We start from the raw sequence: 14,595 nt of genomic DNA on the forward strand, positions 1-14,595 counted from the left end.
CCGGCGGCCGTCCACCCCGCTCCACCACGATTCCCCACCGGGACCGCCGGCGAACCGGTTTTGCCCGATTTCGTTGGTCCATCCGGGTGGAGTTCGGGCCGGATCGGCTCACCCGCGGAGGTGGTCGGCGTCGTCGTCCCCCACCGCGCTCCACGTCGGCCATCTTCGCTCTACCTGCGTAAACGCTTCGGCACGGCCGGTGCAACCACCCGTTTCAGCGTTGACTGTGGTGAAAAGTGGGGTACTGTGGCGGCCGGTGGGGCAGACGGGGGCCCCACTGGCGGTCGGAAGTGACGCTTCCGGCGTCGGGAGGTGTGGCGCCGTGTTCCTGGGCACGCACTACCCGAGGCTGGACGACAAGGGCCGACTGACGCTGCCTGCGAAGTTCCGGGACGCGCTAGCGGGGGGTCTCATGGTCACCAAGGGCCAGGACCACTGCCTCTACGTGTTCCCCCGGGCCGAGTTCGAGCAGATGGCGCGCAAGGTGGCGGAGGCTCCGTTCACGAACGAGGCGGTCCGCGCCTACCAGCGCTACCTGTTCGCCGGCACCGACGAGCAGCGGCCGGACGGCCAGGGCCGGGTGTCGATCGCACCGGAGCTGCGGCGGTACGCGGGCCTGACCAAGGAGTGCGTGGTCATCGGCGCGATCAACCGGCTGGAGATCTGGGACGCGCAGGCGTGGCAGCGCTACCTCGAGGAGCACGAGGACAGCTACGCCACGGCCCGCGAGGAGGTGCTGCCCGGCGTCTTCTAGCTCGACGGGATCGGCCGTTGTTCGAGGTTTCGGGTGCCGTGAGGCCTCGGTCCGCTCGGCTTTCGGCCCTGGCGCACCTTCCCCGGCGCCAGGTCCGACGGGCGGGCGGGGACCTGACGACACCCGAATTTTCATCTTGTGAGGGGGACCATCCAGGGAGGGGACGTGGTGGAGCGGGCTCGGCACGTGCCGGTGTTGCTCGATCGCGTCCTGGCCCTGCTGGCCCCCGCGCTGGCCGATCGGGACGCCGTGTTCGTGGACTGCACGCTCGGCCTGGGCGGGCACTCCGAGGCGGTGCTGCGGGCGCACCCGCGGGTGCGGCTGATCGGCCTGGACCGCGACCCGCAGGCCATCGAGCTGTCCCGGCGGCGGCTGGAGCCGTTCGGCGACCGCGTCGAACTCGTGCAGACGACGTACGACGGGATCGTCGCGGCGGTCGGCGGCGCGAAGGTGGACGGGATCCTGATGGACCTGGGCGTGTCCTCGCTCCAGTTGGACGCCGAGGAGCGCGGGTTCGCGTACGCCAAGGACGCGCCGCTGGACATGCGGATGAGCGCGGGCACCGGGATGACGGCGGCGGACGTGCTGAACACCTACTCGGTGGACGACCTGACCCGCGTGCTGCGCGACTACGGCGAGGAGCGGTTCGCCCGCAAGATCGCTGGCGCGGTGGCGCGGGAACGCGAGCGCGAGCCGTTCACCACCAGCGGCCGGCTGGTCGAGCTGCTCTACGACGTGGTGCCCGCGGCGACCCGCCGCACCGGCGGCCACCCGGCGAAGCGGACGTTCCAGGCGTTGCGCATCGAGGTGAACCAGGAGCTGGAGTCGCTGCGGCTGGCGCTGCCCGCCGCGCTGTCGGTGCTCGCCGTCGGCGGGCGCATCGTCGTGGAGTCCTACCAGTCGCTGGAGGACCGGATGGTCAAGCGGGCGTTCGCCGCGCTGGCCAGCTCCACGTCACCGCAGGACCTGCCGGTCGAGCTGCCCGGCCACGGCCCCCAGCTGAAGCTGGTGACCAGGGGCGCGGAGCAGGCGACCGAGCAGGAGGTCGAGGAGAACCCCAGGGCCGCTCCGGTGAGGCTGAGAGCGGCGGAACGCATCCGGGAGGCGACATGACCGCACCGGCACGGACCGGTGGCGGCGCGCCGTCCCCGGCCAGGTCGTCCAAGCCGCGCGAGCGGGCGCTCAAGGCCGTCCCGCCGGAGCGCCGCCGGTCCGCCGCGGCGGACCGCGCCTACGCGAGACGCGCGGCGCGCACGTCGCCGCGCAAGCGGTCGGTGACGCGGCAGCCCGTGGTGGCCCCCAAGGCCCCGTTCGTGGTGATGGTGATGCTCGTGCTCGGCGCGGGCATCGCGGCGATCATGTGGTTGTCCACCCAGGCGACGGCGGACTCGTACCGGTTGCAGGACGCGCGGGCCGAGGAGACCAGGCTCGCCCGGCAGGTCGAGCAGCTCCGGCGGGAGGTGGCGCTGGCCGAGTCGCCGCCGAGCCTGGCCGAGGCCGCGGCGAAGCTGGGCCTGGTCCCGGCCGGCGACCCGGCCCGGTTGCGGCAGCTGCCGGACGGGTCGGTCGAGGTGCACGGCAAGCCGTCGGCCGTCCAACCGCCGCCGACGTCGTCCACCGCGCCGCCCGCCGACGCCCAGCAGCCCACGGGCCAGCCGTCCGCGGGCCAGCCGACCACCGCCGCCCAGCCGCCCGAGCCGGGCCAGACCGGTGCGGACGCGCCCGGCCGGCAGGCGGGTCAGCAGCCGCAGGGCTAGGAACCAGGGAACACACCGTGGCACAGCCGGTACCAGGAGGTCAGTGATGCCGGGGCCCAGCCGGGGCAGACCCGTGCGCCGCCCGTTGTCCGTCCGCGGCCCCGCTCCCCGGCGGCGGCGCGGCGGCAACAGCAGGGTCCGCCTGGCGACGGGCCGGCTGCTGCTCGTGGGCGCGCTGCTCCTGGCGGGCATCAAGCTGGTGCAGGTCCAGGGCTTCCAGGCGGAGGCGCTGTCGGCGCAGGCGCAGCAGCAGCGCGCCACGCCGATCGACATCCCGGCCCCGCGCGGCTCGATCCTGGACCGCAACGGCAACCAGTTGGCGTTCAGCGTGGAGGCCCGCGCGCTCTACGTCGTGCCGCCGCGGATGCGCCAGGAGTGGGCGGCGGCGCAGGAGGCCAACCCGGACATCGGCACGTACCAGGAACGCCTCGCCGACATCGCCGCGTTCATCGAGCAGACGCTGGGCAAGGAGGTCGCCGGCCAGAAGACCGACCGGGACACCATGCTCGCCAAGCTGTCCCGCGACACCACCTACGTGGAGCTGGTGGACAACGTCGACCCGGCCAAGGCCGCCGTCATCACGGAGAAGTACAACAACGTCGGGTCCGAGTACCGGGCCGTGCGCGTGTACCCGAACGGCGAACTCGCGTCGAACATCATCGGCGCGGCGAACTGGCGCAAGGACACGGAGCCGCCCGCCACGCACGGCCTGCTCGGCCTGGAGATCGCGCAGGACAACCTGCTCGCCGGCCGCAACGGGCAGCGCATCGTGGACACCGTGCAGGGCAACGACAACGTCGTGATCCCCGGTCCCAACCGGTCGCGCGAGCTGGCCGCCGCCGTGCCCGGCAAGAGCCTGGAGCTGACGCTGGACGTGGACACGCAGTACGCGTTGCAGCGCATGGTCACCGACTACACGCGCAAGACCTCGGCGCGCAGCGGGTCCGCGGTGGTGATGGACAGCCGCACCGGCGAGATCCTGGCCATGGCCAACGACAAGACGTTCGACCCGAACGACTTCGGCAGGGCCGGCGAGGACCAGCTCCGCAACATCGCCGTCACCTCGGTCTTCGAGCCCGGCTCGGTCAACAAGGTGGTGACCGCCGCGACCGCCATCGAGGACGGCATCTACCAGCCGGACAGCGTGTTGCAGGTCGACGGCAGGATCAAGGTCGCCGACCGGGTGATCCAGGACTGGTGGCAGCACGGGCCGCTGGACATGACCTTCACCGGCGTGTTCGCGAAGTCGTCCAACGTGGGCACGCTGCTGACCGCGCAGAAGATCGGGCAGGACCGGTACGCGGACATGCTGCGCCGGTTCGGCCTGGGCGAGCGGACCGGGTCCGGGCTGCCCGGCGAGGAGGCGGGCTACGTGCCGCCGTTGCAGCAGTGGTCCGGCTCGACGTTCGGCAACCTGCCGATCGGCCAGGGCCTCAGCATGACGCTGCTGCAGATGACCGGGATGTACCAGGCGATCGCCAACGACGGCGTGCGCATCGCGCCGCGGATCGTGCGCGCCGAGGTCTCCGCCGACGGCGGCCGCAAGGAGATCGACCCGGCCGAGACCGAACGCGTGGTGTCCCCGCAGACCGCCAAGGCGGTGCGCGACATGTTCCGGGCGGTGGTGCAGAACGTGCCCGGCGACCAGGTGGAGAGCGGCACCGGGGCGCCGGCGGCGCTGCCGGGCTACCAGATCAGCGGCAAGACCGGCACGGCGCAGCAGATCGACCCCAAGTGCGACTGCTACAGCACTTCGCAGTACTGGATCACGTTCGCCGGCATCCTGCCCGCCGACAACCCGCGGTTCGTCGTGGGCATCATGCTCGACAACCCGACCGGCAACCCCCAGTCCGCCGCGCCGCTGTTCCACGACGTGGCGTCCTACCTGGCGCAGCGCTACCAACTCCCGATGTCCGCCGAACAATCCCCCGTCGTGCCGCTGGTGCGCTGAGCGGCATTCGGAGCGCCCCGATCCGGTGAAATCCCGCGCGTGGTGTGCCGCCTTCGCCCCGAGAGGGGTGGGCAGCCCATTCCGGGAACCGTCGGGGCGGGCTCGGTTCCGCCGTCGGCACGGGTGCGGCCATCGTGCCGCGGCAGGCCCGGGAGCGGGGAAGACGCCGTCGCGGGCATCGGGAACCGCCCGCGAGGGGAATGCGCGCGGCGGTGGCCGGAAGGGCCGGTGCCCGGATTTCGCCCGATCCCGGCGGAATGCGACCACGATTCGACGGCGCGCCGCGCGGCGCAACGCGTGGTGGCCGTGGCCGGCATGTCCGGTGGGGATTTCGGGGGATTCCGCGGCGCGGTCGGATCGCCCGAGCCGTCGGGAGGCGCGGTGGCGGGAAGCCGGCGTGCCCGCCCGTCCCCGAGTGGCGGATTCGCCGGTTGTGGCGTATTGCGGACCTGGTGGACAGGTCCGCAATGGACGTGCCGGGCGAACACTCTCCGTGCGCCGGTAGCCTTCCGCGCGTGCCTGCCAAGCTCGAGGGCAAGGTCGCGACCGCCCCGCCTCGCCCTTCCCGCACCCCGCCCGTTGCCGTGTCCGAGCTAGCCACGACCGTCGACGCGCACCTGACCGCCCCCGACCGGGCGCACGTCCGGGTCAGCGGCGTGACGTTGCGCGCCCAGCACGTGCGGCCCGGTGACCTGTTCGCCGCGCTGCCCGGCACGCGGGTGCACGGCGCGGACTTCGCCGCCCAGGCCGTCGGGCACGGCGCGGTGGCCGTGCTGACCGACGCGGAGGGCGCGGCCAAGGTCCGCGACGTGCCCGTGCTCGTCCACCCCGACCCCCGCGCGGTGCTGGGGCAGCTCGCCGCGCGCGTCTACGGCAACCCGTCCGCCGACCTGAACGTGTGGGGCGTGACCGGCACGTCCGGCAAGACCACCACCAGCTACATGATCGAGTCGGCGCTCCGCGTCGCGGGCCGCGCCACCGGGCTCATCGGCACCGTCGAGACGCGCCTCGCGGGCCGCCGGCTCGACAGCGCCCTCACCACCCCGGAAGCCCCGGACCTCCAGGCGCTGCTCGCCGTGATGGTCGAGAGCGGCACCACCGACGTGGCGATGGAGGTCTCCTCCCACGCGCTACGCCTGGGCCGCGTCGGCGGCGTCGGGTTCGCGGTCGGGGCGTTCACCAACCTCTCCCAGGACCACCTCGACTTCCACCCGGACATGGAGGACTACTTCCGGACCAAGGCCGAGCTGTTCGACGGCCGGGCCCGCACGGAGGTGGTCTGCGTGGACGGCGACTGGGGTCCGCGCCTGGTCAAGGACCACACCACGACGGTGGCGACCACCAAGCCCGCCGACTGGACGGCCACCGGCGTGACCGTCTCCACCACCGGCGAGCAGGCGTTCACCGCGCACGGCCCGGACGGGATCACCCTCGACGTCGAGCTGAGCCTGCCCGGGGACTTCAACGTCGCCAACGCCCTCCTGGCCATCGCCTGCCTGCACACCCAGGGCGTCCCGCTGGACGCCGTCCGCGAGGGCCTGCGGACCGTCCAGGTCCCCGGCCGGATGCAGCGCGTGGACGAGGGGCAGGACTTCACCGCCGTCGTGGACTACTCCCACAAGCCCGCCGCCGTCGCGCTCGCCCTCCAGGCGGTCCGCGCCCGCGCCACCGGCCGGGTCATCACGGTCCTCGGCTGCGGCGGCGACCGCGACACCGCCAAGCGCCCCCTCATGGGCGAGGAGGCCGCGCGGCGCAGCGACGTCCTGATCGTCACCGACGACAACCCGCGCAGCGAGGACCCGGCCGCGATCCGCGCGGCGATGCTGGCCGGCGCGCTGGCCGTGCCGGACGACGAGCGCGGCGAGGTCGTGGAGATCGGCGACCGGGGCCGCGCCATCGAGCACGCGGTGTCGCTCGCGCGCACCGGCGACGTCGTCGTGGTGGCGGGCAAGGGCCACGAGACGGGCCAGGAGGTCGCGGGCGTCGTGCATCCGTTCTCCGACGTGGACGCACTGACCGCGGCGATCAGAGGAGCCACCCGGTGATCCAGCTCAGCCTCGCCGAGATCGCCGAGGTCGTCGGCGGCACGCTGCACCGCGCCACCGGCGACGAGGTCGTCACCGGCACCGTCGAGTTCGACACGCGCAAGGTCACGCCCGGCGGCCTGTTCCTCGCGCTGCCCGGCGAACGGGTGGACGGGCACGACTTCGCCGCCCAGGCGGTGGCGCAGGGCGCGGTCGGCGTGCTGGCGGGCCGGGAGGTCGACGCGCCCGCCGTCATCGTGCCCCCGGTCGAGCGCGACGGCGGCAACGCCTACGTGCTGTCCGGCGACACCGACGGCGCGGGCGCGGCCGTGCTCGCCGCGCTGGCGAAGCTCGCCCGGCACGTCACCGACCGGCTGCCGAACCTCACGATCGTGGGCGTCACCGGGTCGTCCGGCAAGACGTCCACCAAGGACCTCATCGCCCAGGTGCTCGCGCCGCTGGGGCCGACCATCGCGCCGCCGGGGTCGTTCAACAACGAGCTGGGCCACCCGTGGACGGCGTTGCGCGCCGACGAGGACACCCGCTTCCTGGTGCTGGAGCTGAGCGCCCGCGGCGTCGGGCACATCGCCAAGCTGTGCCGGGTCGCGCCGCCCCGCGTGGGCGCGGTCCTCAACGTCGGCAGCGCGCACGTCGGCGAGTTCGGCTCCCGCGAGGGCATCGCCCAGGCCAAGGGCGAGCTGGTCGAGGCCCTGCCCGAGGACGGCATCGCCGTGCTCAACGCCGACGACCCGCTCGTCGCGGGCATGGCCGACCGCACCAAGGCCAAGGTCGTCTTCGTCGGCGAGAACGCGAACGCGCAGGTCCGCGCGCGGGACATCGAGCTGGACGAGCAGGCCCGCGCCCGCTTCACGCTCGTCACGCCGCAGGGCGAGGCGGCCGTCCGGCTCGCCGTGCACGGGCCGCACCAGGTCGGCAACGCCCTCACCGCCGCGGCCATCGCGCTCGAACTGGGCGCGACGCCGGATCAGGTCGCGCAGGGCCTCGGCAACGCCGAACGCGTCTCCGCGCATCGCATGGCGGTCTCCGAACGTCCTGACGGTGTGACGATCGTCAACGACGCGTACAACGCCAACCCGGAGTCGGTGCGTGCGGCGCTCAAGTCGCTCGCCACCATCTCCCGCTCCACCACGCCCGCCCGCCGGAGCTGGGCGGTGCTCGGTCCGATGGCCGAACTGGGCGCGGACTCGGTCCGCGCGCACGACGAGATCGGCCGGCTCGCGGTCCGCTTGGACATCAACAAGCTGGTCGTGGTCGGTGAGGACGCCCGCGCGATGCACCAGGGCGCGCACCTGGAAGGATCTTGGGGCGAAGAAGCGATTCTGGTGCCCGACGTGACGGCGGCCGTCGAGCTGCTGCGTGACCAGGTGCGGCCGGGTGACGTCGTCCTGGTGAAGGCATCCAACTCATACGGCCTGTGGCGGGTTGCCGAGGCTCTCCTGGAGGCGGTCAGCAAGTGAAGAGCATCCTCATCGCGGCGGCCATCGCGCTGATCGCGTCGATCATGCTGACGCCCTACCTGATCAAGATCTTCTCCCGGCAGGGCTTCGGCCAGGAGATCCGCGAAGAGGGTCCGCAGAGCCACAAGACCAAGCGCGGCACGCCGACCATGGGCGGCGTCGCGATCCTGGTCGCGATGTGGGCGGGCTACCTCGGCGCGCACCTGGTGAACTCGATGTCGGCGTCCGCGCAGGACCAGACGCCCAGCGCGTCCGGCCTGCTGGTGCTGATGCTGACCACGTCGCTCGGCATCGTCGGCTTCCTGGACGACTTCATCAAGATCCGCAAGCAGCGCAACCTGGGCCTGAACAAGACCGCGAAGCTGGTCGGCCAGTTCGTCGCCACGATCATCTTCGCGATCCTGGTCATGCAGTTCCCGAACCGGGAAGGGCTCACGCCCGCGTCGGTGAACCTGTCGTTCGTGCGCGACATCGCCGTGGTGTCGTTCGGCGTCGTCGGGTTCGTGGTGTTCTGCTACGCCGCGATCAGCGCGTGGTCGAACGCGGTGAACCTGACCGACGGCCTGGACGGCCTGGCGGGCGGCACGTCCGCGATGGTGCTCGGCACCTACGTGGTGATCAGCTTCTGGCAGTTCCGCTACAACTGCTCGAACCTGCTCGTGGCCGGCTGCTACGAGGTGCGCGACCCGCTGGACCTGGCGCTGGTGGCCGCCGCCGCGATGGCCGGCTGCATCGGCTTCCTGTGGTGGAACGCCGCGCCCGCCAAGATCTTCATGGGCGACACGGGCTCGCTCGCGCTGGGCGGCCTGGTCGCCGGCCTGTCCATCGCCACCCGCACCGAGCTGCTGATGGTCGTCATCGGCGGTCTGTTCGTGGTCGAGGCGCTGTCGGTGGTGCTCCAGGTCGCGGTCTTCCGCACGTCGAGACGGCGGTTGTTCCGCATGGCCCCGTTCCACCACCACTTCGAACTCGCCGGGTGGGCGGAAACCACGGTGATCATCCGGTTCTGGCTGCTCGCGGGCATGTGCTGCATGCTCGGGCTCGGCCTGTTCTACAGCGAGTGGCTCACCGCGGTCGAGAGCTGACGATGGGGTTCCTCGCAGGTCGTCACGTCCTGGTCGCCGGCGCCGGCGTGACCGGGCGGTCCGCGGCGGAGGCGTTGCTGGCGGCGGACGCGGCGGTCACCGTGACCGACGGTTCGGCCGACCGCCTCGCCGCGCTGGAGCAGTTGCTGCCGGGCGTGACGCTCACGCCCGGCCTGGCGGAGCCGCCGCCCGGCACGGACCTGGTCGTGACCAGCCCGGGGTGGCGGCCCTCCAGCCCGCTGCTGGAGGCGGCGACGGCGGCCGGGATCGAGGTCATCGGCGAGGTCGAGCTGGCCTGGCGGATGGGCCTGGAGCTGGCCGACCCGCCGACGTGGCTCGCGGTGACCGGGACGAACGGCAAGACGACCACGGTCGGCATGCTGGAGTCGATCCTGCGGGCGGCCGGGATCGACGCGGTGGCGTGCGGCAACGTGGGGCTGCCCGTGGTCGACGCGCTGCTGGCCGGCCGCCGGGTGCTGGCGGTCGAGCTGTCGAGCTTCCAGCTGCACTGGTCGCCGTCCGTGCGGCCGTTCGCCGGGGTGCTGTTGAACCTGGCCGAGGACCACCTGGACTGGCACGGCACCTTCGAGGCGTACGCGTCGGCGAAGGCCGGGGTGCTCACCGGCGAGGTCGCCGTGGGCGGTGTGGACGACCCCGTGGTGGCGTCGCTGCTGGCGTCGTCGCCGGCCGCCGCGCACGTCGGGTTCACGCTCGGGTCGCCCGAGGAGGGGCAGCTCGGCGTCCACGACGGGCAGTTGGTGGACCGGGCCTTCGGCGCGTCCGACGAGGTGCTGCTGCCGGCCGCCGACGTGCACCCCGGCGGGCCGCCCGGGATCGCGGACGCGCTGGCGGCGGCCGCCCTGGCGCGGGCGCACGGCGTGTCGGCCGACGCGGTGGCGCGCGGGCTGCGCGACTTCCGGCCGGGCGCGCACCGGGCCGTGCTCGTCGCCACGGACGGCGGGGTGTCGTACGTCAACGACTCCAAGGCCACCAACCCCCACGCGGCGGCGGCGTCGTTGCGGTCGCACGCGAGCGTGGTCTGGGTGGCCGGCGGGTTGCTCAAGGGCGCGTCGGTGGACGAGCTGGTGCGCGAGGAGGCGCACCGGTTGCGCGGCGCGGTGCTGATCGGGGCGGACCGCGGGGTGATCGCGGAGGCGTTGGCCCGGCACGCGCCCTCCGTGCCGGTCGTGGTGCTGGACGACGCCACCATGGAGGATGCCGTGCGCGCCGCCCGGTCGATGGCGCGGGACGGGGACGCGGTCGTGCTCGCCCCGGCGGCGGCGTCGATGGACATGTTCACCGACTACGCGCACCGCGGGCAGGCGTTCGCCGACGCGGTGCTGGGGATCGTCGGTCAGCGCGGGTAGATGCTGTCCGGGTCCTTCAGGTAGGCGTGGGCGGCGTCGATCACCGGGCACGGCCACGGGGTCGGCGCGCAGCCCCGGCACCGGCCGTCCGGGTCGGGCTGGTGGTCGCCGAGCGTGCCGCGCAGGGCGGCGATCAGGCGCGGGACCTCGGTGCGGGCCACGGCGAGGACGGTGGCGTCGTCGGACTCGTGTTCGTCGGTCAGCAACTCGACCGCGTCGAGGTAGCCCAGCATGTCCTGGTCGAGCAGGTGGAAGGCGCGAGCCAGCGCAGGTGAAGTCATGCGGCCAAAGGTGCACTTCACCGCATTGCGGTGCAACGCGGCATCCTGCGTATTCGCAGAACTTCACCCGATCGGTGGGCCGCTTTCCCGCTAATGTCGCACCATGCCGCAGAACCAAGGTCCGGGAGTCCGGCGGCGCGTCCTGGCGAGCGCGCTGACCCAACTCCGCGAGGAGGCCGGGCTCGACTTCGATGACGTGGTCGAGCACCTGGGCTACTCGAAGTCGAAGATCAGCCGCATCGAGTCGGCGTACACCGGTGTGTCCATAGTAGACACCAAGGCGCTGGCCGAGCTGTACGGGGCCACGCCGGAGAAGACCGCCTGGTTGCTGCGGTTGGCGAAGGTCGCGAAGAAGCGCGGCTGGTGGCACGTGTACGGCGACGTGCTGTTCGACTGGTTCTCCGAGTACGTGGTCCTGGAGTCCGAGGCAGTCGCCATCGACACCTTCGAGATCGACCTGATCCCCGGCCTCTTCCAAACCTCTGCCTACGCCCGCTGGGTCATGCGCGCCCGGACTCCGGATGCGACCGACGAAGTCCTGCACAAGCGAGTCGAGTTGCGCCAGACACGTCAACGTCGAGTCGAGGACGGCACGCTTTCGGTGTGGGCGATCCTTGACGAGGCGACCCTTCGCCGGTTGGTCGGTGGCCGCGAGGTGCAGGAAGAGCAGCTTGCCCACCTGTTGAAGTTGGCAGAACTACCCAACGTGACCATGCAGGTCCTGCCGTTCGGCAAAGGGCAGCACATGGCGATGGGAACGGCCTTCACGCTCCTCAAGTTCGTGGACTTCCCGAGCGTCGTCTACATCGACAACCTGACCGGCGGCCTCTATTTGGATGAAGCTGCCGAAGTCGAGCGGTATAGCCTGGTGCTGGATCACCTACGAGCCACAGCGCTCGACCCGCAGGAGTCGATCGCGCTGATCAGGCAGGTGATTGGTGACCTCTAGCTCGACCGAGGAGAGCGCGATGTGGTCGGAGTGGCGTAAGAGCAGCCGCAGCAACGGCGGCGGTGAGTGCGTCGAGGTGGCCGTGTGGCGCAAGGGCAGCCGTAGCAACGGCACGGGCAACTGCGTGGAGGTGGCCGCGTCGGCGGGCGCGTTCCGGGTTCGGGACAGCAAGAACGCCACCGGTCCCGTCCTGGAGTTCAGCGGGTCGGCGATGGCGGTCTTCCTGAACGGGGCGAAGCGGGGCACTCTCGACCAGTCTTGAGGCGGTAGCCGACGCGCTCCGTCGCGTCCTCGACCTGGTCGACCGGATCGCCTCCGTTCTCGGGCAGTCGGCCGACCTGCTGGACGACGCCCACACCGACCTGTCAACGGCGACCGCGGGCACCACCCAACCGGAGGTCGAGCAGGTCGTCGGCACGTTCGCCGAGTCCCGGCAGCACAACACCGACCTCCTCTCGCAGTGCCTCCGCCTCCGCACCGCCGTCGAGGCGATCCTCACCAGGATCGTGGGGCTCACCGGCGACCACCCACCGCTCCCCGTACCCGAAGACCGCGTCCAAACTGCCCGCAGAGACCTCCGTCCAGCCGTGCCCGGGGCACAAGCCGCCGGTTGGTGGCTTCGCTCCGACGGCAGTCGGACACGGGTCTTGAGCGGCGTGGACGACGATCCCGATGGGTGGCAGAAGCAGGCCGAGCGGTTCCTGAGGAACGCGTTCCCCGGTGAGGGGCGTGGCCTGCTGGCGCTCTCCAGGCATGTTGAGATCAAGATCGCCATGCGGTTGATGGGCAAGTCGCCGACAGATGAGGTGGTGGTGATGGACCGGGTGGTGTGCGGGCGTGATCCGGACACCGCAGCGCTCGACTACACCTGCGACAAGGTGTTGCCGGCGATCCTGGAAGAGGGCACTACGTTGACCGTGATCGAACCGGACGGCACCCGAGTCGCATATCGAGGCAGGCGGAAACGATGAAGATCGAAGCGCGCTGGGCTGATCTCGAGCCGGGAACTGTGCTGAAGAAGCAGTTCCACGAAGAGATCCTCGGTGGGCGCGCGGAGGTGGAGTTGTTCGTCCAGCGGCTCGCGCGGCCCGACACGGGTGAGGCGTACCTGCTGCACCCGGATCGACCTCGGAGGACCAGTTCGTTCGACGGCCGGAGCGTCCCGGATCACAAGGTCGTCGTAGCCGTTCGGGACGCCTTCGGGTACATGGAGTTCTCCGACGACGATCACTTCTGCCAAAGCCTGGGATCGCCGGAGTCGCCCGGCTGGACCACGACGGCGAGTGACTACTTCCACCCGGGGACGGGGGTTTCCCTGTCCACCCTGGTCGACCTGATCGACGAGTTCCGCACCACCGCCGCTCGCCCGACCGCCGTCCGGTGGCGGGACGCGCTGGGCGAATAATCGACTTCGATCACGGCCGCGTCGCGCGACACGCGAGCGATTGACGGGTTTCGCCGCCCCCGCCGGGAGACGATGGGCGCATGACTGCGGTGGACCGGAAGCCGGTGGGGGAGCGACCGCCCAGGGCACAGCGCACCAAGCGCGTGGTCGCGGTGCGCACGTCGTTGACCGCCTGGCTGGGTCGCCCGCTCGCGGACTTCCACCTGTTGCTCGCGATCTTCGGCATGCTGACCGTGCTGGGCCTGATCATGGTGCTGTCCGCGTCCGCGCCGGGCGAGGTGGCGGAGGGCGCGTCGGCCTACAGCGTCTTCAAGAAGCAACTGCTGTACGTGGGCGTCGGGGCGGTCGTCTTCCTGATCGTGCTGCGCGTGCCGCTGCGCGCGGTACGGCACGGCAGCACGATGGCGATGCTCGCCTCCGTCATCCTGCTCGTCCTGGTCCTCACCCCGCTGGGCACGGTCCTGAGCGGCGCGCAGTCGTGGTTCACGATCGGGCCCATCTCGTTCCAGCCGATCGAGCCGGCGAAGCTCGCCCTGGCCCTGTGGGGCGCGCACGTCCTGGTCACCAAGCGCGCCCTGCTGGACCAGTACCGGCACCTGCTGGTCCCGGTCGTGCCGGTGGCGATGCTGGTGTTCGCCCTCGTCATGCTCCAGCCCGACCTCGGCGGCACGATCACGCTCGGTGTCGTGCTGATCAGCCTGCTCTGGTTCGTCGGCGCGCCCATGCGGATCTTCGGCATCATCGCGATCGGGGCCGTCGCGGGCGCGCTCGTGCTCGCGCTCGGCGCGCAGTACCGGCTCCAGCGGGTGCAGACGTTCCTCAACCCGGAGGCGGACCCGCAGGGCGCGGGGCTCCAGGCGTTGCAGGCGCTGTACGCGCTGGCCGAGGGCGGGTTCTTCGGCAAGGGCCTCACCAACGGCAGCTCGAAGTGGCGCTACCTGCCGAACGTGCACAGCGACTTCATCTTCGCCGTCATCGGCGAGGAGCTGGGCTTCATCGGCTGCCTGCTGGTGCTGGGCCTGTTCGCCCTGCTCGCGGTGGTCGGCCTGCGGATCGCGGCGCGCAACACCGACCCGTGGATCCGCATCGTGGCCGCGACGCTGACCGTCTGGCTGGTCGCGCAGGCCGCGATCAACATCGGTTACGTCGTGCAGCTGCTCCCGGTCACCGGCATCACGCTGCCGATGATCTCCTCCGGCGGCACGTCGGTCGTCACCACGATGTTCGTGTTCGGCATCCTGGCCAACTGCGCACGTCACGAGCCGGAAGCGGTCTCGGCGCTGCGGTCGCTCGGCCCCGGCCGGGTCGGCGGCGTGCTGAAGCTGCCCGCGCCCGAGGTCTACAAGCCGCCGCCCAAGCGCCGCCCCGTGCGGCCCTCGCCGCCGCCCCGCAACCGCAAGGCCGCGCCGCCGCCGGTGGACGAGCGGAGGATGGCCGGCCGTCACGCTCCGCCGTCGGAGTACCGTCGTCGCGACTCCCGTAAGGCCGGCCAGGACCGGGACGTGCGGTCCAGGCGGCGTGACGGGCGCTAGCCACACCCACAG

At 71.8% G+C, this 14,595-nt stretch carries 14 protein-coding genes; 13 read left to right on the plus strand and 1 reads right to left on the minus strand.

Annotation, left to right across the window (positions count from 1 at the left end; translation table 11 throughout):
* Positions 1 to 322: 322 nt before the first annotated feature.
* The 8 genes from mraZ to murD all read left to right on the plus strand — a co-directional run bounded on the left by mraZ (position 323) and on the right by murD (position 10,416).
* Entirely contained in the window at positions 323 to 754 is a 432-nt protein-coding gene (gene mraZ, locus ACFXGA_RS07045) for a division/cell wall cluster transcriptional repressor MraZ (RefSeq protein ID WP_073899631.1), read from the plus strand.
* 165 nt (positions 755 to 919) lie between these two features.
* Positions 920 to 1,867: a 16S rRNA (cytosine(1402)-N(4))-methyltransferase RsmH gene (gene rsmH, locus ACFXGA_RS07050; RefSeq protein WP_378085009.1), complete on the plus strand. Its 948-nt coding sequence runs from the start codon at positions 920 to 922 to the stop codon at positions 1,865 to 1,867.
* The gene (locus tag ACFXGA_RS07055) at positions 1,864 to 2,511 is read left to right on the plus strand and encodes a hypothetical protein (RefSeq protein ID WP_378085011.1); all 648 of its coding nucleotides are present in this window, start codon (positions 1,864 to 1,866) and stop codon (positions 2,509 to 2,511) included. Before rsmH ends, ACFXGA_RS07055 begins: the two co-directional genes overlap by 4 nt.
* Before the next feature lie 46 nt (positions 2,512 to 2,557).
* Positions 2,558 to 4,462: a peptidoglycan D,D-transpeptidase FtsI family protein gene (locus ACFXGA_RS07060; RefSeq protein WP_378085013.1), complete on the plus strand. Its 1,905-nt coding sequence runs from the start codon at positions 2,558 to 2,560 to the stop codon at positions 4,460 to 4,462.
* 467 nt (positions 4,463 to 4,929) lie between these two features.
* The gene (locus tag ACFXGA_RS07065; protein WP_378085084.1) at positions 4,930 to 6,507 is read left to right on the plus strand and encodes a UDP-N-acetylmuramoyl-L-alanyl-D-glutamate--2,6-diaminopimelate ligase; all 1,578 of its coding nucleotides are present in this window, start codon (positions 4,930 to 4,932) and stop codon (positions 6,505 to 6,507) included.
* Positions 6,504 to 7,964 carry a UDP-N-acetylmuramoyl-tripeptide--D-alanyl-D-alanine ligase gene (murF, locus tag ACFXGA_RS07070; protein WP_378085015.1) on the plus strand — a complete coding sequence of 487 codons (1,461 nt, stop codon included), beginning with the start codon at positions 6,504 to 6,506 and terminating at the stop codon, positions 7,962 to 7,964. Before ACFXGA_RS07065 ends, murF begins: the two co-directional genes overlap by 4 nt.
* Positions 7,961 to 9,049 (plus strand): phospho-N-acetylmuramoyl-pentapeptide-transferase, encoded by a 1,089-nt coding sequence (gene mraY, locus ACFXGA_RS07075; protein WP_378085017.1) that lies wholly within the window; start codon positions 7,961 to 7,963, stop codon positions 9,047 to 9,049. The genes murF and mraY overlap by 4 nt, the downstream gene beginning before the upstream one ends.
* 2 nt (positions 9,050 to 9,051) lie before the next feature.
* Complete coding sequence (gene murD / locus ACFXGA_RS07080; protein ID WP_378085019.1) at positions 9,052 to 10,416, plus strand: UDP-N-acetylmuramoyl-L-alanine--D-glutamate ligase; 1,365 nt, start codon at positions 9,052 to 9,054, stop codon at positions 10,414 to 10,416.
* Here murD and ACFXGA_RS07085 read toward each other — a convergent pair.
* Complete coding sequence (locus tag ACFXGA_RS07085; protein ID WP_378085020.1) at positions 10,404 to 10,697, minus strand: hypothetical protein; 294 nt, start codon at positions 10,695 to 10,697, stop codon at positions 10,404 to 10,406. The two genes, murD and ACFXGA_RS07085, sit on opposite strands and share 13 nt — an antisense overlap.
* Positions 10,698 to 10,800: 103 nt before the next feature.
* Here ACFXGA_RS07085 and ACFXGA_RS07090 point away from each other — a divergent pair, with 103 nt between their 5' ends.
* The 5 genes from ACFXGA_RS07090 to ftsW all read left to right on the plus strand — a co-directional run bounded on the left by ACFXGA_RS07090 (position 10,801) and on the right by ftsW (position 14,583).
* Positions 10,801 to 11,646 (plus strand): helix-turn-helix domain-containing protein, encoded by an 846-nt coding sequence (locus ACFXGA_RS07090; RefSeq protein ID WP_378085022.1) that lies wholly within the window; start codon positions 10,801 to 10,803, stop codon positions 11,644 to 11,646.
* The gene (locus ACFXGA_RS07095; RefSeq protein WP_378085024.1) at positions 11,636 to 11,908 is read left to right on the plus strand and encodes a DUF397 domain-containing protein; all 273 of its coding nucleotides are present in this window, start codon (positions 11,636 to 11,638) and stop codon (positions 11,906 to 11,908) included. The genes ACFXGA_RS07090 and ACFXGA_RS07095 overlap by 11 nt, the downstream gene beginning before the upstream one ends.
* 244 nt (positions 11,909 to 12,152) lie before the next feature.
* Complete coding sequence (locus ACFXGA_RS07100) at positions 12,153 to 12,617, plus strand: DddA-like double-stranded DNA deaminase toxin (RefSeq protein ID WP_378085026.1); 465 nt, start codon at positions 12,153 to 12,155, stop codon at positions 12,615 to 12,617.
* Positions 12,614 to 13,051, plus strand: a complete 438-nt coding sequence (locus tag ACFXGA_RS07105) for an Imm1 family immunity protein (protein ID WP_378085028.1) — start codon at positions 12,614 to 12,616, stop codon at positions 13,049 to 13,051. Before ACFXGA_RS07100 ends, ACFXGA_RS07105 begins: the two co-directional genes overlap by 4 nt.
* A gap of 80 nt (positions 13,052 to 13,131) precedes the next feature.
* On the plus strand, positions 13,132 to 14,583 hold the full coding sequence (gene ftsW / locus ACFXGA_RS07110; RefSeq protein WP_378085030.1) for a putative lipid II flippase FtsW: 1,452 nt from the start codon (positions 13,132 to 13,134) through the stop codon (positions 14,581 to 14,583).
* Positions 14,584 to 14,595: the final 12 nt, after the last annotated feature.

The sequence above is a fragment of the Actinosynnema sp. NPDC059335 genome (assembly GCF_042752395.1).
GTDB lineage: Bacteria > Actinomycetota > Actinomycetes > Mycobacteriales > Pseudonocardiaceae > Actinosynnema.